Consider the following 24,888-nt stretch of genomic DNA (forward strand, 5'->3'; position numbering starts at 1 on the left):
AGTATCTCATTTGTATGATATTGCCCCTATATTTTTGGCTATTGAGTTTCTATCGACGTTTGGAATGCTCTTGAAAAAATAATCTATATCACTTGTTTAATATATATGTTATGTCTATAGAGTGGTTATATACCATTTTCCAATTTTATATTTTTGGGAGAATAAGTGAATGTATCTTATAGATAGTTAGGGAGAAGTATTCTCTTCATAAGGTATAGTATTTCCCTTATTACCTACTGATTAATTGCAGCCGGTGCCGAACCTGCTGGACTCAATACTTTTATCTCTTCTTATGCCCAAACCGTTACTGATCCGCCAATGGCTGCTGGCTACCAGAATTCTTTCTGTTCTGCTGCTTTCATATTTTTCATTAGAAGCTAAGGCCCAAGGTAATGTGCCTGACGCGGTAGAGGTTGAAGCTCTTCGGGACTTCTATTTAGCCACGGATGGTGACCATTGGACTAATCATACAGGCTGGCCTTCTAGTAGCGAATGGAATGATCCCAAGCGTCCGGCATTCACTAGCCTGGATTTTAAAAATTGGTATGGGATCAATGTTACCTGGGGGGATGTATATTATCTAAGTCTGCCCTCCAACAATCTAGTAGGCCAGCTACCAGCCTCTCTAACTGACCTTACCAGTATCTGGAACCTGCAATTAAGTGGTAATGCCCTTACTGGCAGCTTACCGGATAATTTGGAGCGCTTCCAAGGCATTGCTTACTTTGATCTGTCTAACAATCAGTTCTCAGGAAGTATACCTGCTTCAATTGGGCAAATGAGCCCAGCGTATGGTATTAAGATAAATAATAATCAGCTCAGCGGTACGATACCTGCATCCATCGAGAATTTGAAGGAATGCGCGACTTTAGATGTCAGCTATAATAAGCTTAGAGGCACTATTCCTATTGCAATAGGAAGTATGTCGCAGCTCACCTACTGCTATCTGTCTCATAATCAATTCAGTGGAGTAGTTCCTGAGCAGGTATTCAACGCTTCCTTTCTTTCAACATTTGATGCCTCTGACAACTTTTTGGAAGGTGAGTTGCCCTCTAAAATAACATCTTTAAAACATATAAATGCTTTAAGGTTTAGCCGTAACAAACTAACGGGTATCCCTAATTGGCAGGCTGCCGGAGTAACACGGGTACCTGGTATCGATGTAAATGAAAACTACCTTGATTTTGGTGCCATCGAGCCAAACTTTTCGGGGCCTAAACAGCCTGTTCCGTACCCGTTTAGTTATTTCTTTCAGATTAATCCGACTCCTCCCGAAGCGGTAATTTTCTCACAAGGTGAGACCCTGACCAGCTCGCAACCTATGGGAGGGGAGCGGAATCACTACCAGTGGCAAAAACTGGTGAATGAGGGGCTGGCCACTGAGGAATGGCAAGATTTAGTTCATCCTGATTCACCGACTCTCTCTATTGCGCACGCGGGAGCTGCTAATGAAGGTTCCTATCGGGCGCGGATTACCAACGACTGGGTTAAGCACGATTTCACGTCGCTTAACATGGTCTTGTACACACGTATTGTAAAGGCCACGATGGTAACCAGCTTAAGCTGGTGTCCTCCACTTGTTATAAAGGCCTCGTCAGATGTGCGAATTGCCGCTGGGGCTAGCACAACCTTACAGGCAACTGTGACGGTAGCAGGTAATGCCTTACAATTCGATGGAATAAAAGACCAGGTTAACTTTCCTCAACCAGCTTCCGAGGGAGTAAACACTTTCACCGTGGAGGCTTGGGTGCTGCCCACTGCTGTACACGAAGTGGATGCTCAGCAAAGCAGTGGTACCAGTGGCGCCACTGGGCAACGCTATCTGCTCCACCCTGTTGATGGGGCCGCTCAGTGGGGCGCCAATCATGCAGGGCTCGGGATTTCAGTTGGCACAAATGGCATTAGTATCTATGCGCGTAGTGGCGCAGAGACTCCCGCGTTGCTGGTCTGGGAATCGCCTACGCCGTTGACGGCATGGACGCACCTCGCTGTGGTTTGCAACCAGGGCACTCCTAGCTTATATGTAAACGGGAAGCTGGCAGCCACAGGTCTTGCCAGCCTTAAGCAACTGCATTTGTCACCCGTTCTAGGGGGAGGCGACTATGGTTATTATAGTGGTCGGGTAGATGAGCTGCGGTGGTGGAATGTAGCATTGGCACCAGTACAAATCAGTACGGGCTACTCTCAATTGCTCCAGCAAGCCACGGAAGGCTTAGTAGGGTATTATCGGTTTGATGAATCGGCCGGAACAGTCGTTTCTGACTTAGTAGGCAAGGCCTCTGTTGGTTCTTTTTCCGCCGCCTCTCTGCCGCAATGGGTAGCATCTGCCGTCCCTTTTGCTACTCCGGCAATACGCTGGAGTCCGGCCACCTCCTTATCGGCTGCGACTGGTACCCGGGTAACAGCACGGCCAACCAGCACTACAAGCTACATTGCTTCGGCATCCGTGGGGCAGAATTGTGCCGAAGCCCAGGCCGGGCTGGTAGTACAGGTCGTGCCAGTCGATGATATGCCCCCTGCCAATGCGGATCCGGACTTAACCAAAAACTGGTCGCTGGTACGGTCATTTAGTGGGGAAGATCAACTAATCGGGGAAACGAAGCACTTTGCGGATGGTCTCGGGCGTGGAACCCAAGCGCAGGTCAAGAGCCTAAGCCAAGGGCACGTGCTGGCTACACAAACAGTCTACAGCTCCGACGGGAAGCCAGTTCTGAGCACCTTGGCCGCGCCGACATTCAACCAGGAGTTCAAATTTAAAAACGGGTTTTTACAGCCGGCCAGCTCGACAACTGACTACAACTACGCCAACTTTGAGACGGACCCAAACAGTCCGAGCGCAGTAGCTGCTACCTCGAAGGGTACTGTTGGGTACTACTACGGCCCGGCTAATGAGCTGGAGCCCCAAACGGCAACGACTCAGTACCCGTTTAGCTTGCAGCAGGAATACTCCGGCCCTTTGGGAGGTGTCAAGCGGAGCGCAGGGCCCGGTGATGCTTTCCGGATAGGCTCTGGTCATGAATTGCGCAGCCGCAGCTTTCCCTTGCTCAATGAGTTAGAGCACTATCTAAGCCTGCGGCCCCATTTCGTGGATGCCACATCTGCCACTACTGCCCTCTACAACCACGGCGTGAAGCAGGTCAGCGTTAATCCGGATGGGATTGAAAGTATTGCCTTTGCCGATCAGGATGGCAAACTGCTGGCTTCCTGTCTGAGCGGGAAGGATTATCCCGGATTAACACTCCGCTTCGCACTCGATGCGAATACGCAGAACACCAACGGCTTACCTCCCTATCAGGATATTCATATCCCGGCGGCTGGTGATGCCGTTGTCACCGTGGGCGGCACAGGGAGTATTCAGATTATAGATCTGGTGACCGAAGCGGTTACTACCTATCCAACCGGGACGGCAACCGCCTTACCAGCCAGTATTAGCCTTGTTCCGGGCTTTTACCGGGTCGTTTCCATTAGCGGGCAGCAGCAGTTGTCTTACTTGGCGCACTACGGTGATTTCAGCTATTCGTACTACGATAATGCTGGCCGGGGCGTCGCCTCGGTAGCATCTCGCGGTGTCGTACTGGCCAGCACTGCTTATCCTTCGTTCGTTACCCGCAATACCTACAGTGGTGCCGGCACCTTGCTGAGCACCGAGAGTACGGACGAAGGGCGCACGGAGTATGTGTACGCCCGGGATGGGCGCATTCGCTTTTCGCAAAGTGCCGTCCAGCATGATAAAGGCCGTTTCTCGTATTCCAACTACGACGAGTTAGGGCGGGTGGTAGAATCGGGTGAGTATACGATGAGTGCCGATGGGCTAGCCGGATTTGTGTTTGAAAGCCAACTCACCGAAACGCCCCGTACCAACAGCGTCCTCACCCTGCTGGAAGACCGAACCCGCACCGGCGGCCTGGATGTGGGCCGTTGCCAGCAGCGCAATGAAATATGGTATGACCTGGCCGACGAAACACTGGCCGGTCCGGCCCAGGAGTTTGTGCTCGGCGCAGTAGCCAAGACCCGGAACGAAACTAACGTCACGTGGTACAGCTACGACGAACTGGGCCGCATAACCAGGATGGTGCAGCAGGCTGGGGGCCTAGGCAAGAAAACCGTGGAGTATACCTACGATTTCACGGGCAACGTGCTGAAGGTTGCCTACCAAAAAGAGCAGCCGGACGCCTTCTACCACTACTACGAGTACGACAAGGACCAGCGCCTGAACCGGGTCTATACCAGCCGGAATGACCTGACCCGGACCCTGCAGGCCCAGTACTACTACTACCTGCACGGCTCCCTTAAGCGCGTAGAGCTGGCCGGCCGCCTGCAGGGCATCGACTACGCCTACACGGTACAAGGCTGGCTGAAAAGCATCAACAACGTGGAGAAGCGCCTTGACCCGGGACAGGATAACCTGAAAGCCAACGGAGTGCTGAAAGATCTGTTCGGCTTGCGCCTGGACTACTTCAATGGCGACTACAGCAGCCGTCAGCTCACGGCGCCCAACCTGGCTACTCCCGCCAATTCGAGTAACATACGCTACGATGGCACCGTGCGCGCCAGTACCTGGCAAACCGCTGCTGCGCCCACCATCCACGGCTACACTTATGCCTATGATGCCAAAGGCCAACTGCTGCAGTCAACCTACGGGCAGCTAGCGGCAAACACCCTGAGCCAGCTGCCGCAATTTGCGGAAGGCAACTTGAGCTACGACGCCCACGGCAACATTGAGCGCCTGGTGCGCACCAACGACAAAGGTACCGTCAGTGACAATTTCAAGTACCAGTACCTCGCCGGGACCAATAAGCTGCAGGCCGTAAACACGCCGGAAGGCGCGAAAGTGCTGAGCTACGATTACGACCTCAACGGGCAGATGAAGTGGGAGGCTGAGGAAGGTAAGGGCACGAAGTACATGCGCTACGATGTAACGGGCAAAGTAAGCGGCGTGTATCGGAATGCGGACCTTACCAACCCAATTGCCACCTACGCCTACGACGACCGGGGCTTCCGCAATAGCAAAGTGGCCTACAACGCTTCTGGCGTTGTGCAAAACACCACGTATTACGTCACCGATGCCGCCGGCAACGTGCTTAGTGTGTACGAGCAAGCCCCGGGCAAGGAGTTGCAGCTGGCAGAAATTCCACTATATGGCTCCAGTCGGCTAGGTACCATCACCCGCCTCGATGATGAAGCAGGTACCTTGGAGCCCCGCTATGAGCTAAATGACCAACTTGGTAATGCTCGGGTGGTATTTCGCAAGCCAACCTCCACCAAGTACCTGGCAACGGTAAATGCGAACCTGGCCACCGAGGAAGAGAAGGACTTTGAGAACCTGCCTGCTACGCGTTACGCGGATATAGCCCGAGCCTACGATGGCGCCCACGTTGCTGCTCTCTTTACGCCAGGACAGGGTCCTAAAAAGACGCTGACGGTTGAGAAAGGAGACACGATTACCTTCTCGGCTCAAGCTTTATACTATTCGCCGACCGGCGGCCGAGCTTCTGCAACGGCGAGCAACGGCTTGCGGATTATGCCTCTCATAACCAGCGGCGCCACCCTGGCCCCGTTACCCGGCCAATCGACGACTCCCGGCACGGAGCGTAGTTCGACTAAGCCTTCTTTCCTGAGCCGTTTATCTTTCGGGATAAGCCTGACTATGTTTGGCGGGAAAGAGCAGCCGTTACCTAACTCTACAACTGGCGCTCCGGAAATACTGATTCGCTACCGTTTTTACAACAGCAACAACGAGCTGAAAGCCCAAGGGGTAGAGCCGTTCAGTGGCAGCCCGGAAGCCTGGCAAAAGCTGGAGCTAGGCTTCCGCGCCCCGGAAGCTGGCCGAATCGAGCTGACGACGGAGAACATAGGCTTAGACTATACCTGCTACTTCGACCACATCGAAGTTGACCATACCAACAGCACCATTGTGCAGGAGCAGCACCAGTATGCGTTTGGCTCCCCGCTCACCGGCCTCAACTATGTGGTAGGCAACAAGCGCTACCGTCACGGCTACCAGGGCCAGTACGCCGAGCAAGACGAAGAAACCGGCTACGACAGCTTCGAACTGCGCCTCTACAATAGCCGCATCGGCCGCTGGACGGCCCCTGATCCTTACGGACAGTTCTTTTCGCCTTATGTGGGCATGGGGAATGATCCTATAAATAGTGTAGATACAAATGGAGGATTTAGCGGACCAGGAGACCCATCCCATATAGTTGGAAATCTATTGGGAGAAGTGCATGTAACTCATTACGCTTCTATGGCTCCTAATATTGTTAGCGCCATGCAGGGTAGCGTTAGCGCTTGGATGGCAACCCAACCTCCTACAACTCTTCCAGCATATGTAACAGCGCCAACTTCAGGATGGGCACCAGGGACATGGCCACCTCGCCCTGCCGGAATGTCTCCGGATGGTATAGAGCCAGTTTTCTGGGAGCACAACTTTATGCCTGGTCCCCCAATCGGGCGATTAGCAGAGCGCGGACTTAGCTTAGGAGTAGCAGCATTAGAAAGAGCTGCTTTGCGAAGGGCAAGTAGAGCTTTAGTGCCCATGGCTGAAGAAACTTTTGAACAAGCATTATTCAAGGGGGTTGAATATATAGGAAAAGTTGAAGTATATGGGACAAAAGGATTGGTTGGCGAGACCTTTAATAGGAATATTTTCTATTTAAAATCAGCCCAACCCTCATTCGGTGGTGTTCGGTCTTTATTAGGAGCGATGGAGAAAGAAGCAGTAGAAGCAGGGGCTAAAAAAATATCTATTTATGGTGCTTCAGTAATAAATTCTAAAATCATTAATCCTAAGCTGGCTGCTGCTCTCGGATATACTCTTGAAGAGTCGGGTCAAGGAGTTATCTTGCAAAAAGTTTTAAAGCCTTAGTAATGGATTCAAAATTAAACTCTGCAACAGTACTATCAATCTTTAAAAGGAAAGGGAGTGAAGGATTGTATACTAGGGTGATTTCCAGTAATAACAAGCATGATATAGATTTTATTAGACCATTTTTGAACGATAATGAAGAAGGTCTAATAATTTTTTTAAAAGACAATTTAAATTGGACTATTTTGACAAACGACAGAATAATAAGTGCAAATAAAGGTTTTGAAATAGTGATTAAAATTGCTGATATAGTTGATGTTGATATGGCTTTAAAGGAAGAGTTTTTACATGGGGTAAGGGATAAAAATTTATTTACAAGAGTGGCTATTATTGATATAAATAAAGCCGCGAAGATAATAAAATTTGAAGCTGGATTGCCTTATTATGGTTTTGTTCAAGTCTTGCATTTTTTATCTAGGAGAAATAGGGATAGTCTTAATCTGTAAGAAATAAATTCTGGTGAATTAACATAAAGTATAACGCTTCACTTCTTTAGCCTTGACAAAGTTTAACTTCATTTTAAGTATAGTTTCCTCTACGCTAATTTTGTCTTGCTCTACTCAAGAGAAAGTAGGTTACGTCAACCCTGTAAAACTCATGCAGGAGTACCACGCTGCTACTGCGCAGCAACAGGTATTCCAAGCCAAAGCGAAAGTGTGGCAGCAGCGCATTGACTCCCTCAAAACGGAGTTGGATGCCCTGCCTGCGGATGGTTCGGCTAAACGGGCCTACAGAGAGCAGGAGCTACTGCGGTATCGGGATGCCATTCAGCAGCAGGCCCAGCAGGAAGATCAGCGGCTGGCTAAAGGAGTTATGGAGGAAGTCAACGCCTACATCAAGCAGTACGGCAAGGAAAAAGGCTACCGCTTCATCCTGGGGGCTACCAACCAGGGCAACATCGTGTACGCTGCGGAAGGGACCGACCTGACGGATGAAATCCTGGAGGGACTCAACAAGCAGTACGACGCGCTCCATCCCCAGAAGCCCTAAGCTCTGATGCGCTTTCTTCGCTACCTCGTTTCGAATACTGCCATTGCGTGCGGCCTAGCCGGCGGGCTGTTGCTGGCCGGTTGCTCCCAGCCGCTGGATGAGCCAGCCTACAGGGCCTACCTCCTGGACCCTGAGCACGGGCTTACCCAGCAAACAACAGCAGGTGCCGCCACTGTTACCTGCACCTACCGCCCCACGGAACTGCTGGTGGCCCAGGAACTGCACAGTAGCGAGTTGCCGGCTACCACTCAGGTGTTGGATTCGTTGCGGCGCGCCTACGCGGGCAAGACCTACATTGCCCTCGACCTATCCCTAGGGGGCACTGAAATCGAAAACCAATTCGTCAACGACAAAACCCGCTTCACCCAGGCCGTCACCTACCTCAACACGGGTATTGCGGCCGATGTATTGCTCACGGGGCCGGGCCAACAGCCTGTGGCAGCCGTGGCGGCCAGCTACCCGCGCCAGTACGGAAACACGGGGCGCTCCAGCCTGCTGCTGGTATTCGATACGCACACCTGGGATATACGGCAGGGCTTTGAACTCACTTTCCGCGACCAGTACTTCGGTCTGGGCAGCCCACGCTTCGTGTTTAAAGCTGACGATGTAGCCGCCCTTCCTGTTCTAAAATACAACTAAGCCCTGTCCTTTTTCGACTCAACTTCTACTTCATTCAGCATATGTTATTTCGGAATCGCCGCGTGGCGCGGGTCCTGGCCTGTTTTCTATTGCTCGAAACCCTGGGCAATATTGCCCTGCCCACAGTGAGCTGGGCAATGTCTGGCCCTAGCCAGCCAGAGTTTAGCGCTTACCAGAGTGCGGGTGGCACCGATATGGTTAACCTGAGTACCGGCGACATGAGTTACAGTATTCCGGTACTCGACGTTCCCGGGCCCGAGCGTAGTGTTTCACTGCCGTTGAGCTATCAAGCGGGTATTCAGCTTGAACAGGAAGCGTCGTGGGTTGGGTTGGGCTGGTCGCTAAACCCGGGCGCCATCAACCGTACCGTCAATGGCTATGCTGATGACGCTATGGGAGAGCCGGTGCAAACCAGCTTTTACAAGAAGATTGCTGACGGAGATGAGCATTGGGTTATCTGGGGAATTTGGCGGGATAAAAACAACTCCATTGATGGGCGGGGCGGCTCGGTTGACTTGCTGGGCATTGCCAGCATCAATTGGGGCAAAGATGGTATTGGTGGTGATATAATCGGTATTGGGTATCAACCCGGGCAAGGAATTGGGGTCAATCCCGTTCGAATGGCTTTGGCGGTAGCCTCTATTGCATCTGCCGGTAGCGCTGTTGCCACTGCAGAGGCTACTAGCGCTTTTTCCGTGGCAGCTGGGGGCTCTTTTGGTGGCCAGGTAGCAGCTAAAGTGGGCATTAGTGGTATAATCAGTAATGCCATAGGTGCAGGCGTAGGTATTGGCATTAGCTCCCTAGGACTCGGGCGGCAAGGCGGAGTTGCGGGTTTTAATAACGAACCTACCCAGCAGGAATACTCCGACTGGGCAGAACAGTGGTGGCGCGTTTTCTATAATAATAGAACGACCGAAAATGCCTATGGCTCGCTCTACTTCGGGAAAATGAGCCAGCAAGTCCTCTCTGGTACAGACCCTGCCCCGGGCAGCAGAGCCCCAGAGTTTGGCTGCTCGCGCGACTGTGCTAGCAGTGGTTATTTCTCCTACGAAACCGCCGCCGACATTCACCAATTTGGGGATATGAAATACGGCGACTACTACGCCAGTAGCTTGCGGCCAGTAAGTATTGCCCATGACAACTTCCAGGTACAAGGTGAGGGAGTATCAGGAGGAATGCGGCCATATCGCCTAGACGTGGGGAGTGTGGCGTATCCCAAGTTGGGGAGAAGCGAATGCACCAAGCACAAGAAGTACATGGTGGTTCCTTTCCAGGATAATTACAAAGTCGGGTTTCGCTACGAAAACGACTTGTCAAACACCTATAACTATCATAAGAACGATCCTAACAACGGTAACAGCGGCACGGGTTTAGAGATGAATGCAGCGAGCAATGCCGTTATTATTTCTGATCCTCGCTTATCGAACCCCACTGAGCGCATCGAGCCAACCCGGAAAGGTCTTACGGAAGTCAGCGCGGCCGTGCGCAAACTAGTGCACGGCAAACACGTGGTGTGGTATAGCAACGCCGAGATACAGGCTATGGCCACTTTGCCCTTTCAGGGCTATACCAATGGCTTTGTAAACTTTGAGCAGCCGATTGCTACAAACAAGTTCGCAAAATTAATCAAAGACACCTTCCGGTATGGATTGCCCCCAAATGGTATCGGTGCTTTCGCCGTAACGGCTGAAGATGGAACGACTTATCATTACTCGCTGCCGATGTACGAGTATAAAACCTACAGCGAAGGCAATGAGGTGCGAGTGACCATGGGAGAGGCTGGCAAATCGATTAAGATAGAAGGAATGCCTTCGGATAATAATCCCCACGGGGGCTATGCTACTACGTGGTTGCTCACCGCGGTAACCTCGTCGGATTATATCGACCGTAATAATTCCGGTACCGTGGATGAAGGCGACTGGGGAGGCTGGGTGAAGTATAGCTACGGCAAGTTCTCATCCCACTACAAATGGCGGCAGCCCTACATCGGTACTTCCTACTCCGATGAAGTTACCCCGATAGATTACGAAGGATTTACGGAAGGCTATAAGGAAACGTATTACCTCAACTCCATTAGCACCCGCACGCACACCGCTCTATTTGTGAAAAGCATCCGGGAAGATGCCAGAGGCCACTTCTCTAATACCTGGACTCAGCCCAATAACTATAACCAAGTCTCTCACTTGGGCATAGATGAGCGGATGCCTGCTTCCTCCCTGCGCTTAGATGAAATTGTTCTGCTGGACAATGCCACACTAAAGCGGCTACAAACCGTAAATGGCATTTCTGTACCGAATGATGCGAATACGATACCTGCCTTAAGCAACAATACCAATAATAACGCAACGGCTAATTCCTGCAATTGTGGTGATGACATGACGCAGGTATTGGACGCGCAGGATATTAATGCCGACGTCCGCATTAAAGAGTACCTGGAGGCAAATGCCATCAAACGAGTTCGGTTCAATTATACCTACGAACTATGCGTAGGCACCCCTAACTCTTTTCAGTACCAGCCTACTTTTGGCTGGAGCTTACCACCTATGACGGAAGCTCAGGCTTCGGAGGGTAGAGGGGGCAAACTCACGCTTAAAAGTCTCTCCTTTTTCGGGCCTGCTATTAACAGGGTCCCTACTAAGATTATCCCGGATTTTAAATTTGGGTATGATAATGAGGCCTATACCGTTGCGGAAACCAACCCTGCTTACGGAAAGGAGAAATGGGATGGATTCGGCATGTATAATCCTGCTGGAGCACACAATACCACTAGTCATAAGCCCTCTGCATCAGGATACGGGGCTCCTTGGTCGCTTACGCGGATAACTTCTCCCTTGGGTGGCGTTGTTGAAATTGCTTATGAGCGGGATACCTACGCACACGTGTCAGAGTTTAGTACTGTTAAATTCGAATTTTCTAATAGAGACTGTTCTACATTATTGACAGTGAGCGCCGCCAGCATGGCTGGTCTTGCTGGCGACCTTACCCATTATTTAAAAAAAGGTGATAAAATAAAAGTAACCGGGGCCGCGTATTATACTTCCTATTGTGAGGAATTGGTGGAGTATCCCAGTGGTCCTCAAATAGAGAATGTTCCCCGCCCTTGTAATGATGAATACAAGGACCGTGAGGTGACCATTCAAGAAGTTACAGGGAATACGATTGAATTGATACCGGAAGATGCTCCGGTGCCCGGTGAAAAACCGAATGCCACTTGTTCGGATATAGAGGCCTCAGGTGTAGGAGTAAGTGCGCTGGTTGCAGTTAATCGGCCTGGTGGCGACATACGCGTAGCATCCGTTACAACCCGGGATGAGAACAAAAACGCATATCAGGTGCGGTATAAATATACCAGAGAGGGAGACTTGTTACCGGGCGTAAATAGCTCCGGAGTATTAGCCAAAGAACCAAGCTTTCTACAGAAAACAGAGTACCCGTTTGAGCAGAATTTCGATTACCCTTCTACCCCGGTTATCTATGGTCGGGTTACTGTGCTACGTGGGCAGTTCCGCAATAATGATGAATCAGACATAGAGCAACGCGAGGTATACGCGTTTTTTACGCCGAGTTCTACTATGCTAACTACCCAGTTGCGGGAAGGGTATGGCACTTTGCCGAAAGGGTCGAGGGAGTTGAAAGGTAAGAGCGTCGAGTTTTATGATAACAACGTAAAGATTAAGACAGGTTTGATTGGCCGTCCTAAATCAGTGGCAGTGTATAATAAAGCCGGGCATCAGGAATTGAGTACGGATTTTGGCTATGCCAACGAAGTGGCCAATACCGAGGGCGTTGCCAAACAAGGGCACTATACGGAAGGCGTGCTAACGAATGAACTGCTCGATTTGCATTTCTACCGCATCAACCGAACGACCAAGGAATATGTGCCTTCCGTAATGGTGTCGTCGCGCAGTACCCGCAATGGCATTAGCATTGAGAATAACAATGTGCTCTACGATTTCTATACCGGCCAGGTACTAGAAACTTCCTCCAAGAATGCGTTGGGCACCACCATTCATTCGCGCACCGTACCGGCTTATACTATTGCAGCCTACGCCTCCATGGGGCCCAAAGGCAATGACGCAGCCAATAGCCACATGCTCATGCAGCAGGCGGCTAGCTATGTCTACAGTGAAGTAGCCGGTGGCCCGGCCTACAACCCGCTGAACCCGTTCGATCCGCGAACCACGCACATGTTGTCGGCACAGGTAAAAACGTGGAAAAACACCTGGAGCAACTATCCAGGAACAGATGCGAATGGTGCCCCAATGGACGAAGCCGGTCCGCACCAACCTATGTGGCGGGAAGAGTCGTCGTACGCGTGGCAGGCCCCGGTGCTGAATCCGGATGGGTCGTATCGTGACTTTGTGGCCTTCAACTGGGCCGGCACTCCTGACAGCCGGTGGCTGAAAGGCTTCCAGACTTTGCGCTACGACCATTTTTCTCATCCCTTGGAAGGGCAGGACATGAATGGATTGTATGCTACTACTAAAATGGGCTATAACCAATCACAGGCTATTGCTTCGGCTTCAAACGCGAAGTACCAGGAACTCGCGTATTCCGGAGCAGAAGATCTGGTAACGGGCTCTAACCCGGCCTATTTTGGCGGAGGAGTGGCCGTGGGTGGTACCCAGGTAAATACGGTTGCCCACTCTGGTACATTCAGTAACCAGCTAAATAGCAACCAATCAGGCTTTGTATATCGGGCCCACGTAGGTACTGACCTCACGGCCGGTAAGACTTACCGCGTGAGTGTATGGGTACATAAGAACAATGCCCAAGCCGCGCAGCTCTACGCGTCGGCTAATGGAACCGTAGCCGCTCAGGCCACTGTCGCGTCGGCCCAGACCAAGAAGGCCGGGGACTGGTACCGCCTCGTTCTGACGGGGACCGTAGTTGCTGGGCAACAGATGGAGTTTGGCTGCAAGAATACCGGTGGCGGCTCTGTGTATTTCGACGATTTCCGGTTTTGCCCGCTTACGTCCACTATGACCAGCCAGGTATTTGACCCTCGGCCGAACAAGGTTACCTATACGTTGGATAACGAAAATTTATACACTCGCTATCAGTACGATCCTGCCGGCAAACTTTACCGGGTGTACAAGGAAACGTTTGACCGCGCTGATGACGTGGCAACGGGCGCTAAGCTGGTGAAGGAGTACGCGTATAACTACGCTCGAAATGGGCAGTATCCGATAAGCGTGAACTTTGCTACGAACCCCGCCGGCGGGTCTGCTTCTCCCTCAAACATGAGCCAGGTAGTAGCCGGCGAGGATACGAAGTTTTCTTTCACTGCGACAAATTGCACTTACACGCTTAACTCATCCTTTATTGTGGATGGTGACGGAATTAGTCGGACGGGTTCTTATACGTTACCGGATGGTACTAAGCTCACCTTGGCCGGTACCCAGCTGATGGCTACGAATGTAATGGGGGCGCATACAGTCACGCTTTCTTATCAGCAAAATACCTTTCCTCCAGCGGGTACCGTCATTAGTAACTGCCTAGAGTATGAAGTAGGCTGTCTTAGTGGGCAGGCAGAGGAGTATATTGCTGATGGATGTGGTGGTAAAACGAACGTCAAGATTATCACAAACCACGCATTATGTCAGCCTAAGCCAGGTTGTGAACCATACCGCCCGGCTCGTGCTGCCCGCAAGGCCGCCGCTAAGGCAGAAAAGAAAACTCAACTAACAGCCCCGCTCTCAAGGGCGGTGGAAGCAGCTCAAAAGTAAGATCATGCTACTAGTCGCTACGAGGCGTCCCGTATTCGTCTGCTAGTTGTGCTTTCCCCAACGCCCCCGGCCCCCGCAGGCCGGGGGCGTTGCGCGTTCGGGGCCGGGCAAAAGGCGGCCAAGCTACGACAGAAATAGTCGGTAAAACAGGGTGTAGGCGGTTGTTTCTCCACTATTCCGGAGCGTACTTATCTACTGAATCAACGGGCCGTAAAACGCCTCTAGCCTCATGCGGAAGTACGATTTTGCCTGGATGTTGCCGGTGTGTATGCTGGCTATTGTCGTAGCTATGGGAACTCTGCTGCTGAGTGCGGCCGGCCTGATTGCCATCGTACCCCCAGCGGCCGCGCCCTCCCTCGCCACCGCCGACAGCGCTCAAATCCAGCCCCTGGACTCGCGGCAGCTGGCCGCCGCCCCCACCGCCATCGACTCGCTGACCCTGACCGCCAGCATTCAGGGGAAAAGCATCTTTGAAGCCAACTGCGCCCAGTGCCACGCCATCAATGAAGTGGTAGTGGGTCCGGCCCTCAAAGACGTGCACAAGCGCCGCTCCATTGCCTGGCTGGTGCCCTGGGTCAAGAACTCCAGTAAAGTAGTGGCCAGCGGCGACGAGTACGCGGTGAAGCTCTTCAACCAGTATCAGAAGCAGCAGATGCCCAGCTTCCAGCTTTCGGCCCAGGAAATCAAGAGTATCATGGCCTATATTGAAGTGGAGTCGGGAATGGGCACAATGGCTGTTGCCGGGGTCGTGTCGTTGCCCTAAAAGCCTGGTGCTGAAAGCGGCTTGCCGCTCTCAACTCATTTCAGTCCATCCATCGTAGCAAGATCTTCACCTTTAACTACACCCCATTGAATACCTCTTTTATCTGCTCCATTAGCTCAGTTGCCTTCCCTGGCGTTTATCTGCGCCTTGATGGCCAACGGCTCTCTAAGCGAGTTGGGGCGGGAGCAGGCCTGGCCAACGGTCAATTCGGTACCCGTCAGTGGGAGAAATTCATGCTCACCAAGCAAGCCGACGGCACCTTCACGATTGGCTCAATTGCTTTTCCCGGCGTTTACCTGCGACTCGACGGCCGCAACATCACGGAGCGGAATGCGGTGGGAGTAGGGGTCGTTAACGGTCAGTTCGGGGCCTATGCCTGGGAGCGTTTTCGCCTCACGCCGGCTATAGATGGTACGTTTACGATAGAGTCAGCAGAATTTCCGGGCGTCTTTCTGCGGCTGGACGGCAGGATTAGTAAGGAATATCACGCTTCAGGAGCTGGTACTGCCAATGGCCAGTTTGGAGCATACTCCTGGGAACAGTTTCGCCTAATTCCCGACCTGGGCTAGAAACCGCCGGCGCGCGTTTTCGGCGCTGGTCAGCTCGGGGCCGCGGAGGGAAAGGAAAGGGAAACAGGGGAGGCCCGCCCAAAACCGCCCCCGCATTTCCCTTTCCCGCCGCGCGGAGCTACATTTGCTTACTTCACCTGCCCCGCTCCCCGTGACTGATACCGAATACGACATCCTCGACGAGCTCTACTTCGTCACTCCTTTCAACACCCTGCGCGAGAAAACCCAGCTGCCGGCCACTGAGCTGGAAAACAGCCTGCGCGGCCTGCTCGAGCAGGACTACATCAAGTGCTTCTACCCCGACCCGGACACCGAGCTGGCCTACGAAGTCACGTCCTTCGGGGCCCTCGTGCGCGACTGTTACTTCCTGGCCACCAAGCCCGGCCTGCTGGCCCACAACAGCCGCTAGGGTGGCCACCCGCCTCACTTCCTTTAGTCCGGCCGCCGCGCCGCCGGCCCGGCCGCCGGGCTACTACGTGCGCCGGCGCCTGCTCCAGAACCGGCCCGCCATGCTGGGCCTGGGCTTTATCGTGCTCTGCACCCTGGTGGCCCTGCTGGGCTACTGGGTGCTGCCCGACAACTCGCCCGACGCCAACAATAGCATCGTGCAGCTGCAAAAGCAGCCCCCGGGCCTGCGGGTGCAGCTGTTGCGCATCCCATTGCCCGATTCCTCGTACCAGGCCACCAATCTGTTCGGCACCTGGCTCCGGGGTAAGCCCCAGGAGTTCAGGGAAATTCCCATTGCCACGGGTAGCGTGGCGCATATGAAGTTTGACTCGGTGAGCTTCCGGCCCTGGACGGCTCCCGATGCCCCCCGCGCCGCCGCCCAAAGCATTGCCATCAATCCTAAGTACGAGGACCCGCATACCCGCACCTACTGGCTGGGCACCGACAAGGCCGGGCGCGACACGCTGAGCCGCCTGCTGCTGGGTACCCGGGTGTCGTTGGGCATTGGCCTGGTGGCGGTGCTCATTTCCCTGGCCCTGGGCATGCTCATCGGGGCCGTGGCCGGCTACGTGGGCGGCTGGGTCGATAGTGTGCTGATGGGGGTGATGACCGTGGTCTGGAGCATTCCGGGCATCATGCTGGTCATTGCCATTTCCCTGGCCCTGGATAGCAAGGGCGTCTGGACTTCCTTCGTGGCCGTGGGCCTCACCATGTGGGTCGACGTGGCCCGGGTGGTGCGGGGGCAGATGCTGAGCTTGCGCGAGAAAACCTTCGTCGAAGCCGGCCGGGTGCTGGGCCTGCCCCAGAGCCGCCTGATTGCCCGCCACCTGCTACCCAACATGACCGGCCCGCTGATAGTCATTGCAACCAGTAACTTTGCGGCGGCCATTCTGCTGGAGGCCGGCCTGAGCTTTCTGGGCCTGGGCGTGCAGCCGCCGGCCCCGTCCTGGGGCCTGATGGTGAACGAAGGCTTCCAGCTGCTGGGCACCCAGGCCGGCCTGTGGCTCACGCTGCTGCCGGGCTTGGCCATCAGCCTGCTGGTGCTTAGCTTCAACCTGCTGGGCAACGGCCTGCGCGACGCCTACGACCCCAAAACCCCGCTGGGAGGGTAGTTGCTGGTTGTTGGTTGCTGATTGTTGATTGTTTAAAATTCAGAGAACAACCAACAATCAACTACTAACAACCAACAATCAGCAACCAACAACTAACAACGAACAACCGATGCCTGATACGAGCCACGTGCACCCCGACGTTCTGAGCCTGCGCAAGGTGCTGCTGCTGAAAAAGCAGGAGCTGAGCGCTCTGCTGGAAATCACCCAGGCCATCAACCAGGACACGACCGAGGAGACGCTCTACAAGATCTTCCAGTTTACCCTGCTCGGGCAGCTCAACATCCGGCGCATCGTGCTCTACGTGAAGGATGAGGGGCGCTGGCAGTGCACCGTCTCGTTTGGCTTCCAGCTGGCCGACTTCCGCAAGATCGAGCTGCCCGACGAAATCATTGATACCTGCGTGGCGGGGGCCTGCTCCATTTCCTCGTTGAAGCTGGGCGCGGAGTGGCAGAAGCTGGATACGGTGATTCCCGTGACCCAGCAAGACGCGGTGCTGGCCTACGTCATGATTGGCAACGTGCAGGACGACTACGCCGACGAGGAGGCCATCAAGTTCCTGGAAACGCTGAGCAACATCCTGGTGGGGGCCATTGAAAACCGCCGCCTCAACCGCCAGCGGATTTCAGCCGCGGCCATGCGCAAGGAAATCGAAATTGCCCAGGAAGTCCAGAACCTGCTCTTTCCCAGTAAGCTGCCCAACGACAATCAGGTAGCGGTGCACGCCAGCTACGTGCCCCACACGGCCATCGGCGGCGATTACTACGACGTGGTTAGCATCGACCAGGACCGGTTCCTGTTCTGCGTGGCCGACGTATCGGGCAAGGGCGTGCCGGCTTCGCTCCTGATGTCCAACTTCCAGGCCGGCCTGCGCACCCTGCTGCGCCAGAATGTGGAGCTGGCCACCATCGTGCACGAGCTCAACCACCTGCTGTTTCGCAACTCGGGCGGGGAGAAGTTCATCACCGTCTTCTTCGGCATCTACAACCGCGCCACCCGGAAGCTGCAGTACGTCAACGCCGGCCACAACGACCCGATTCTGCTCCCCGATTCGGGCCCGATTCAGTACCTCAAGGAAGGCACCGTGATGCTGGGCATTATGGAAAAGCTGCCCATGCTCACCGTGGGCGAGGCCGACATTCCGCCCCATTCCCTGCTGCTCAGCTACACCGACGGCCTGACCGAAGTCTTCGACGAGAGCGGGGCTGAGTACGGCGAGGAAGGCCTTATCAAGCTTATCCGGCGCAACCGCTACCTGCCCCTCGGGGCTCTGCACAAGGAAATGCTGCGCGAAATCGAGGAGTTCAGCGTCACCAAAAACCACTTCGCCGACGACATCACCATCCTCAGCTGCCGGTTTAAGTGAAATGGTGAAATCGTGAACTGGTGAGTTGACGTTCGGCTGGTGCGACTGGCGAGTTCCGTCATTGCGAGGCGCAGCCGAAGCCATCCGTCCTCTGCTAGCACCAAACAATCTTTTATCAGAAAGCCCTTTCTCGTTGTTACGGGAAAGGGCTTTTTGATAGTAGAAGGCTTAGTCCCTTTCAGCGGACGGATTGATGCCGTTTAATGCGCGGAATGTCATGCTTCCTCGCAAGGACAAATGCAACGCACCGTTCGCGCCAGCCGACCGTCAACTCACCAGTTCACGATTTCACCACCTCACTGTCTATCCAGCCTTCGGCGCGCATGAGCAGGGCCAGGGCAATGTAGAAGAAGGAGCCGACCTTGTCGACTTCGACCAGCTCGTTGAGCAGCAGGTGGAAGACGATGATGACCAGGGACAGGCCCGCGGCCAGCACCACGCGCCGGTTCTGGGCTGAGCGGCTGCGGTGGTAGAGGTTTTCCACCATCACCAGGGCCGTGCCGAAGAGAATGACGAACAGCAGAAAGCCCGGAAAGCCCTGCTCGGCCAGCTGCAGCAGAAAGTAGTTGTGGGTTGTGGACTTCTCCGGGTTGTCGCTCACGTAGGTGCGGAAGCTTTTCACCGTGAAGCGCTTATATTCGGGGTAAAAGGTACTGGGGCCGCTGCCGGTAATGGGCTTCTCGCTGATCATGCGGGCCGCGGCCACCCAGCGGTACACCCGCTCCATGCCCGACACGTCCTCCAGCTTGTAGGTAGCCTCCAGGTGCTTTTCGAAGTTGTGGCCGTTGAAGACCGTCTTCTCAAAGTCGGGGGCGTAGAGCATGTAGTTGTTCTGGTGCATGAAGTAGAAAGCACCACACGCCGCCGCAATGGCCCCCGCGCCCAGAATCAGGCGGGTCAGGCGCAGACGCACGGCCAGGTAGAACAGGCCGGCAATGGGCAGCGCAATAATGGAAGCCCGGGTGTAGGACAGCAGCACCCCGAACACGAGCACCGCCAGGGCCACGCGCCACAGCAGGCGCTTGGTGCCCTGGCTGTCCTTGGCCGCGTAAAAGGCGTAGGGCACCAGCAGGGCCTGCACCACGGCGTAGATAACGTGGTTGATGTAAAACGGCTGAATGGCCCAGTTAATCGAGTCGAAGCTCAGGCCCTTGGTAGCGTGCCGCAGGGTGGTATACACCACCGTAATGGTGGCGCCCACCACGTAAAAAGCCGCCAGCCGCCACACGTCGGCCGGGCGCCGCACGATGGAGGCCGTCACGAACACGAAGGGCACGATGTACCAGGTCTTGGCCAGCAGGTACTTGACCGACTTCATGGTGTTCACCGAAAACAGCATCGACACCGTGGACCAGAGCAGGGCCAGGCCCATGATAATCACCAGCGGATGGGTCCAGATGCGGGCCGTGAGCTGGGTGCGGCCCAGCAGCACGCTCACCCCGAAGCAGCCCAGCAGAACCAGCATCAGCGGCTCGGAGGGCACGTCCATGCTCAGGCCGCCGGGCAGGGGAATTTCCCGCGAAAAGGCCAGCGTGAGCAGCAGTAAGTAATACACCCAGCGCCAATCGACGAGCAGTACGGCCACGCCCACGCCGGCAAAGGGCAGGGCTAGCCACAGTGGGGTCTGGAGCAGGAGCGCGGCCGAGCCACTGAGCAGCAGCAGCAGAATAAAGCCGATAAACAGGCGCTGGGCCGAATCTTGGGGACGCAGGCGCGCCAGAAGGGAAGCAACAGCGGCCATTAGCAGAACGGATTAAAACTGCGGCTCCGAGCCCGGGCGCCCCACGCTCAGGTTGCCGCGGTAGAGTTCGAGCAGGGTGATGAGAATAATGGACAGCGCCAGGGTCACGACCACCGACGAAACCACAATCAGCCAGCGCACGGGCTTGGTCTTCTTGGTGGCCGGGAAGGCCTTCTGGACCACGTAAATCGAGGAAATCTTGCCACTGATGGCCAGCTTGGCCGTTTCGTAGGCATTGCGGGCCCCAATCAGGCGGCCCTGAATGTCGGCGAAGCGGGCGTAGGCGGTGGCCATCCGGTCGGTGCCCTTGACGTAGTTTTCCAGGTTGAGCACGTTGCCGCCCTCGGCCTGGGTGAGGCCGCGCAGGGCCTTGCGGTAACCGGCGGCCTTGCTGCTGTTGCCCTCGCCTTCGGCCTGGCGCAGCTTGGTTTCGGTTTCGATAATGGCCCGGCCCAGGTAGCGCGACTCATTCTCCATGCCGTAGATGCCGTAGCGGCGGCGGCCGGCCAGCAGCGAGTCGTGGGCGGCGGTGTACTCGCGCTCCAGAAACTCCTTGCGGCCCTGGTAGAGGTCAATGATTTTGCGGCGGTTTTCGAACGTCAGCTGCTGGTTAATCGAGTCGATGGCCTGCACAATGGCGTTGGCCACCTTGGCGGCCAGCACCTTGTCGCGGTCCTGGAAGTTGACTTCAATAGCGTCTCGGTCGTTGTGGACGATGGTGAAGTTGCTGTTGAACTCGTCCAGGGCGCCCTGATCGGCGGCATCGTCGCCGGCGGCCCCGGTCTTGTAGTGCTCGTGCAGGTCGAATCGCTTGATAATGAGCTCAGCCAGGGTTTGCGACTCGCCGATGGTAATCACGCGGTCCAGGTCTTCGGCCCGGCCGCCCAGCTCCAGTTTGCCCCCGTCCGACACAATTCGGTCGGGGTCGGTGGTGTTGGGGTTGGTGGGGTAGAATACGGCGGTCGACTTGTAGATATTCGGCAGGGCCAGGCTTACCACTACGCTGATAATCAGCGCTAACGCCACGGCGGCAGCTACTAAATATTTCCACCGGTTAATAACGGGCCACAAGCCCAGTAGCGAATAAGAGCGGGATGACATGCAAAGGGTAAAAGGACGACTGGGGCAGGTTCCACCGGTTTTCGGCACACTGCATTGGGGCAAAGCTACTCCAAATTCTGCGCATTGAACAGGCGGCTTCGCGCCGAAACCAACGAAAACTAGCCCGACGCTATTGCCCGTCCGACTGGCAGCGGAATTCACCGGTTTAATCGGGCAAAAACCAGTTATTGCCGTACCCAGGCCCGCTGACCGGCCGCGGACGGCGGTTTTTGCGTAATTTTGGCCTCCATCTAGGCCCTGGCTGTATCAAAAAGTTTTTCGGAAATATCAGTTTTGTCGTCTTGCTAAACCTGCTGGTGAAGCCGGGCTGGGTGGTCATCGAAAACCTGGTGCAGGACCGGCTGGGCCACGCCGCCTTCGGCACGTTCACGGCCTTGTTCAACTGGACGCTGATTGTGGCCTCGGTGTCGGACCTCGGTACTACTCAGCTCACCACCAAGCGGGTAGCGGCCACCCCGGAGTTCCTGGCCGAGTACTTTCCCACCCTGCTGCCGTTGAAAGGCTGGCTGTCGGTGCTGTTTTTGGTCATAATGGTGGGCAGCGGTTGGCTGCTGGGCTACCACGGCCACACGCTCACGCTGCTGGCCCTCACCGGGGCCTCCTTATTGGTAACGCAGTACACCCAGTTTTTGCGCGGCACCCTGCAGGCCCACCAGCGCTTCAACACCGATGCGGTGCTGTCGGTGCTGGAAAAGGCTCTGCTGCTGGGGCTGGTGCTGGCCCTGCTGCCGGTGGGCATTACCCTGGACCGCTACGTAGGCGCCCGGGCCGTGGCGGTGCTCTTTACCTTCGTGGTGCTCTACGCCCTGGTGACGCGGCTCTACGGGCGGGTGCGCTACCGGCTGCGGTGGGACCACGCCCGCCGCCTGCTCCGGGCCAGTCTGCCCCTGGCCCTGATTACGCTGGTCTACGGCCTCAACGAGCGGGTCGACATGCTGATGCTGGAGCGACTGGCTTCCCCGGCCCAGGCCGGCTACTACGCGGCGGCCTACCGCTGGGTCGACGCCATTATGATGTACCTCTGGACGGTGCTGCCGCTGTTTTTTGCCAAGTTTGCCTTTGCCACCGGCCGGCGAGAGGAGCAGCAGGAGCTGCTCTGGTTCGGGCAGCGCGTCGTGACGGTGCCGCTGCTGTTTGTGTGCGCCTTCGTGCTGTTTCGGGGGGAAGTGCTGTTCTGGCAGTTTACCCACAGCTCGGCTCAGGAGCTCAGCCAGATGACGCTCAGCTTGAAGATATTGTTTGTCAACGTGCTGGTGCACGCCTTTTTTGCCATCTACAGCACGTTGCTCACCAGTACCAACCACGAAAAGCCGGTGAGCTGGCTCGTGGCCGGCAGCATCGGGCTCAACGTGCTGCTCAACGTGGTGCTGCTGCCGCGCTACGGGGCCGCCGCCGCTGCCCTGAACACGCTGCTGTGCGTGGTCTTCGTCTCGGGCGGTTACCTGTGGCTGGTGAGCCGGCGGGCGGGCGTGGCCATTCCCTGGGCTACTATTGTACGGCTGCTGCTGGCGTTTGGACTGCTGTGCGGCGTGTTCTGGGGCCTGCAGTTGCTGCTGAATCAGTGGCTGCTGGAGGCCGTAGGGGCGGGGCTGGCCTTCGTGGTCATCTTGTTTGGCACCGGCATCGTGCGGGTGGCTGAGCTCAAGGCCCTGCGCCGCTGAGCCGGAATCTTTTTCAAAAAACGGGCATCTTAGCGCCTCCGAACCTACCGCTGCCGTTGAATATTGCCGTTAACGTCCGTTTCCTGCTGCCCGGCGACAAGCTCGAAGGCATAGGCCGTTTCACCTTCGAAACGCTCAGCCGCCTGGTACGGCAGCACCCCGAGCACACCTTTCACTTCCTCTTCGATAGGGCCTACGACCCGCGCTATTTGTTTGCCGACAACGTGGTGCCCCACGTGCTGCTGCCCCCGGCCCGCCACCCGTTTCTGTTCGTGGCCTGGTTTGAGGGCGCCGTGGCGGCGTGGCTCAGCAAGCACCGCCCGGCCGTGTTTCTGAGCCCCGACGGCTTTACCACGCTACGCACCAAAGTGCCCCGCCTGACGGTGGTTCACGATTTGGCCTTCGAGCATTTCCCCCAGGACGTGGACTGGCTGCAGCGCAAGTACTACCACTATTTTACCCCGAAATTCGTGCGGGCCTCGGCGCGCATCGTGGCCGTGTCGGAAGCCACCCGGCAGGATCTGGTAAAGACCTACGGTACCCCGGCCGACAAAATCCGGGTGGTGTACAACGCCGCCGACGCCCATTTTCGGCCGTTGGGAGCTGAGGAGCAGCAGGACGTGCGGGACCGGTTCAGCGCCGGCAAGCCCTACTTTCTATTTGTGGGCGCCCTGCAGCCGCGCAAAAATTTGGTCAACCTGCTGCGGGCTTTCGACGAGTTCAAAACCCGCACCGGCTCGGGGGCCAAGCTGCTCATCGTGGGCCGCACGGCCTGGAAAGCCGGAGCCATGTTCGACGCCTACCAGCAGATGCAGCACCGTGGGGCCGTGCACCTCACCGGCCGCGTAACGGATGTGGAGCTGGTGCAGCTCTACGCGGCGGCCCGGGCCACGGTGTACGTACCCTACTTCGAGGGCTTCGGCATTCCCATCATCGAGGCCCAGGCCTGCGCCTCCCCGGTCTTGACTTCCAACTGCAGCTCCATGCCCGAGGTGGCCGGCGAGGCAGCCCTGCTCGTCGACCCGCTGTCGGTGCCTTCCATTACCGCGGGCCTGACCCGCCTGGAAGCCGATGCCGGGCTGCGCGCCGAGCTGGTGCAGAAAGGCCTGGCCAACGTGCAGCGCTTTTCCTGGGTGCGCAGCGCGGAGCAAATCTGGCAGAATATTGTTGAAGTCACCGCCGGCCAGCTAAACCGGTAGAACCCTCACTATTTCACCACTTCACCATTTCACCGTCCCCGCATGCATCTTCACCGTTTGCCCGAAGTAATGCACCGCTGGCTGCCCAATACCATCTGGCGGGGGCCGCACGCCCAGGGCGGGCCCAAGACGCTCTACCTGACTTTTGACGACGGGCCGATTCCGGAGGAAACTCCCTGGGTGTTGGAACAGCTGGCCCAGTTCAACGCCAAAGCCCTGTTTTTCTGCGTCGGCGACAACCTGCAGCGCCACCCCGACATTGCCCGCGCGGCTCTGGCCGCCGGTCATCAGCTCGGCAACCATACCTTTCACCACCTCAGCGGCTGGAGCACTCCGGCGGCCGACTACCACGCCGACATTGCCCACTGCCAGCAGGCCCTCGACGCGGTGCTGGACGAAGCCGCCCCGCGCTTTTTTCGGCCGCCCTACGGCCGCCTCACCCCGGGCCTCAACCGGCAGCTGGAGCCTAAGTACCGCATCGTAATGTGGGATTTGCTGACCTGCGACTACGACAAGGACTACGCCCCCGAAAAGTGCCTGCGCGACGCCCTGCGCCTGACGCGGCCCGGTTCGGTGGTGGTGTTTCACGACAGTATCAAGGCCAGCCGCAATATGCGCTACGTGCTGCCGCGCTACCTGGCCCACTTTGCCGAGCAGGGCTACCAGTTCGAGCTGCTGTAGTCCC

15 protein-coding genes are annotated in these 24,888 nt (G+C 55.8%); 13 read left to right on the plus strand and 2 right to left on the minus strand.

Annotated elements, in window-relative coordinates:
* The first annotated feature begins 292 nt into the window (after nucleotides 1-292).
* From CLV45_RS04980 to CLV45_RS05020, 10 genes are all read left to right on the plus strand, one after another.
* Entirely contained in the window at nucleotides 293-6,868 is a 6,576-nt protein-coding gene (locus CLV45_RS04980) for a LamG-like jellyroll fold domain-containing protein (RefSeq protein ID WP_100335286.1), read from the plus strand.
* A gap of 2 nt (nucleotides 6,869-6,870) precedes the next feature.
* On the plus strand, nucleotides 6,871-7,314 hold the full coding sequence (locus CLV45_RS24815) for a hypothetical protein (protein ID WP_157807300.1): 444 nt from the start codon (nucleotides 6,871-6,873) through the stop codon (nucleotides 7,312-7,314).
* 100 nt (nucleotides 7,315-7,414) lie between these two features.
* Nucleotides 7,415-7,858, plus strand: coding sequence for an OmpH family outer membrane protein (locus CLV45_RS04985; protein ID WP_157807301.1), 444 nt, complete (start codon nucleotides 7,415-7,417; stop codon nucleotides 7,856-7,858).
* Between the two features lie 6 nt (nucleotides 7,859-7,864).
* Nucleotides 7,865-8,497, plus strand: coding sequence for a hypothetical protein (locus CLV45_RS04990; protein WP_100335288.1), 633 nt, complete (start codon nucleotides 7,865-7,867; stop codon nucleotides 8,495-8,497).
* 89 nt (nucleotides 8,498-8,586) lie between these two features.
* The gene (locus CLV45_RS04995; RefSeq protein ID WP_100335289.1) at nucleotides 8,587-14,226 is read left to right on the plus strand and encodes a hypothetical protein; all 5,640 of its coding nucleotides are present in this window, start codon (nucleotides 8,587-8,589) and stop codon (nucleotides 14,224-14,226) included.
* Between the two features lie 289 nt (nucleotides 14,227-14,515).
* A complete protein-coding gene (locus CLV45_RS05000; RefSeq protein WP_100336952.1) occupies nucleotides 14,516-14,989 on the plus strand; it encodes a c-type cytochrome in 474 nt (157 codons plus the stop codon).
* A gap of 86 nt (nucleotides 14,990-15,075) precedes the next feature.
* The gene (locus CLV45_RS05005) at nucleotides 15,076-15,558 is read left to right on the plus strand and encodes a fascin domain-containing protein (RefSeq protein ID WP_211289903.1); all 483 of its coding nucleotides are present in this window, start codon (nucleotides 15,076-15,078) and stop codon (nucleotides 15,556-15,558) included.
* Between the two features lie 151 nt (nucleotides 15,559-15,709).
* Entirely contained in the window at nucleotides 15,710-15,967 is a 258-nt protein-coding gene (locus CLV45_RS05010) for a hypothetical protein (RefSeq protein WP_100335290.1), read from the plus strand.
* Nucleotide 15,968: 1 nt separating this feature from the next.
* On the plus strand, nucleotides 15,969-17,117 hold the full coding sequence (locus CLV45_RS05015) for an ABC transporter permease (protein WP_245882671.1): 1,149 nt from the start codon (nucleotides 15,969-15,971) through the stop codon (nucleotides 17,115-17,117).
* Between the two features lie 109 nt (nucleotides 17,118-17,226).
* Nucleotides 17,227-18,480 (plus strand): PP2C family protein-serine/threonine phosphatase, encoded by a 1,254-nt coding sequence (locus CLV45_RS05020; protein WP_100335291.1) that lies wholly within the window; start codon nucleotides 17,227-17,229, stop codon nucleotides 18,478-18,480.
* Nucleotides 18,481-18,760: 280 nt separating this feature from the next.
* Here CLV45_RS05020 and CLV45_RS05025 read toward each other — a convergent pair whose 3' ends face one another.
* Together CLV45_RS05025 and CLV45_RS05030 are read right to left on the minus strand one after the other, a co-directional pair.
* The gene (locus CLV45_RS05025) at nucleotides 18,761-20,221 is read right to left on the minus strand and encodes an O-antigen ligase family protein (RefSeq protein ID WP_100335292.1); all 1,461 of its coding nucleotides are present in this window, start codon (nucleotides 20,219-20,221) and stop codon (nucleotides 18,761-18,763) included.
* 12 nt (nucleotides 20,222-20,233) lie between these two features.
* Complete coding sequence (locus CLV45_RS05030; protein WP_100335293.1) at nucleotides 20,234-21,322, minus strand: GumC domain-containing protein; 1,089 nt, start codon at nucleotides 21,320-21,322, stop codon at nucleotides 20,234-20,236.
* Between the two features lie 230 nt (nucleotides 21,323-21,552).
* On the opposite strand from CLV45_RS05030, the gene CLV45_RS05035 reads away from it, so the two are divergent.
* The 3 genes from CLV45_RS05035 to CLV45_RS05045 are packed head-to-tail and all read left to right on the plus strand — an operon-like array spanning nucleotide 21,553 to nucleotide 24,884.
* Complete coding sequence (locus tag CLV45_RS05035) at nucleotides 21,553-23,004, plus strand: oligosaccharide flippase family protein (RefSeq protein WP_262496862.1); 1,452 nt, start codon at nucleotides 21,553-21,555, stop codon at nucleotides 23,002-23,004.
* Nucleotides 23,005-23,060: 56 nt separating this feature from the next.
* A complete protein-coding gene (locus tag CLV45_RS05040) occupies nucleotides 23,061-24,203 on the plus strand; it encodes a glycosyltransferase family 4 protein (RefSeq protein WP_100335295.1) in 1,143 nt (380 codons plus the stop codon).
* Nucleotides 24,204-24,245: 42 nt separating this feature from the next.
* Nucleotides 24,246-24,884, plus strand: coding sequence for a polysaccharide deacetylase family protein (locus tag CLV45_RS05045; RefSeq protein WP_245882678.1), 639 nt, complete (start codon nucleotides 24,246-24,248; stop codon nucleotides 24,882-24,884).
* The last annotated feature ends 4 nt before the right edge of the window (nucleotides 24,885-24,888 follow it).

It is taken from the genome of Hymenobacter chitinivorans DSM 11115 (assembly GCF_002797555.1).
In the GTDB taxonomy this organism is placed as follows: Bacteria; Bacteroidota; Bacteroidia; order Cytophagales; family Hymenobacteraceae; genus Hymenobacter; species Hymenobacter chitinivorans.

What these genes read in the sequence shown, in the direction of transcription:
- CLV45_RS05025 (WP_100335292.1), bottom strand. Translation starts at nt 20,221, where the DNA reads ATGGCCGCTGTTGCTTCCCTTCTGGCGCGCCTGCGTCCCCAAGATTCG.
- CLV45_RS04990 (WP_100335288.1), top strand. Translation starts at nt 7,865, where the DNA reads ATGCGCTTTCTTCGCTACCTCGTTTCGAATACTGCCATTGCGTGCGGC.
- CLV45_RS05000 (WP_100336952.1), top strand. Translation starts at nt 14,516, where the DNA reads ATGGGAACTCTGCTGCTGAGTGCGGCCGGCCTGATTGCCATCGTACCC.
- CLV45_RS04980 (WP_100335286.1), top strand. Translation starts at nt 293, where the DNA reads ATGCCCAAACCGTTACTGATCCGCCAATGGCTGCTGGCTACCAGAATT.
- CLV45_RS05030 (WP_100335293.1), bottom strand. Translation starts at nt 21,322, where the DNA reads ATGTCATCCCGCTCTTATTCGCTACTGGGCTTGTGGCCCGTTATTAAC.
- CLV45_RS05045 (WP_245882678.1), top strand. Translation starts at nt 24,246, where the DNA reads ATGCATCTTCACCGTTTGCCCGAAGTAATGCACCGCTGGCTGCCCAAT.
- CLV45_RS05020 (WP_100335291.1), top strand. Translation starts at nt 17,227, where the DNA reads ATGCCTGATACGAGCCACGTGCACCCCGACGTTCTGAGCCTGCGCAAG.
- CLV45_RS24815 (WP_157807300.1), top strand. Translation starts at nt 6,871, where the DNA reads ATGGATTCAAAATTAAACTCTGCAACAGTACTATCAATCTTTAAAAGG.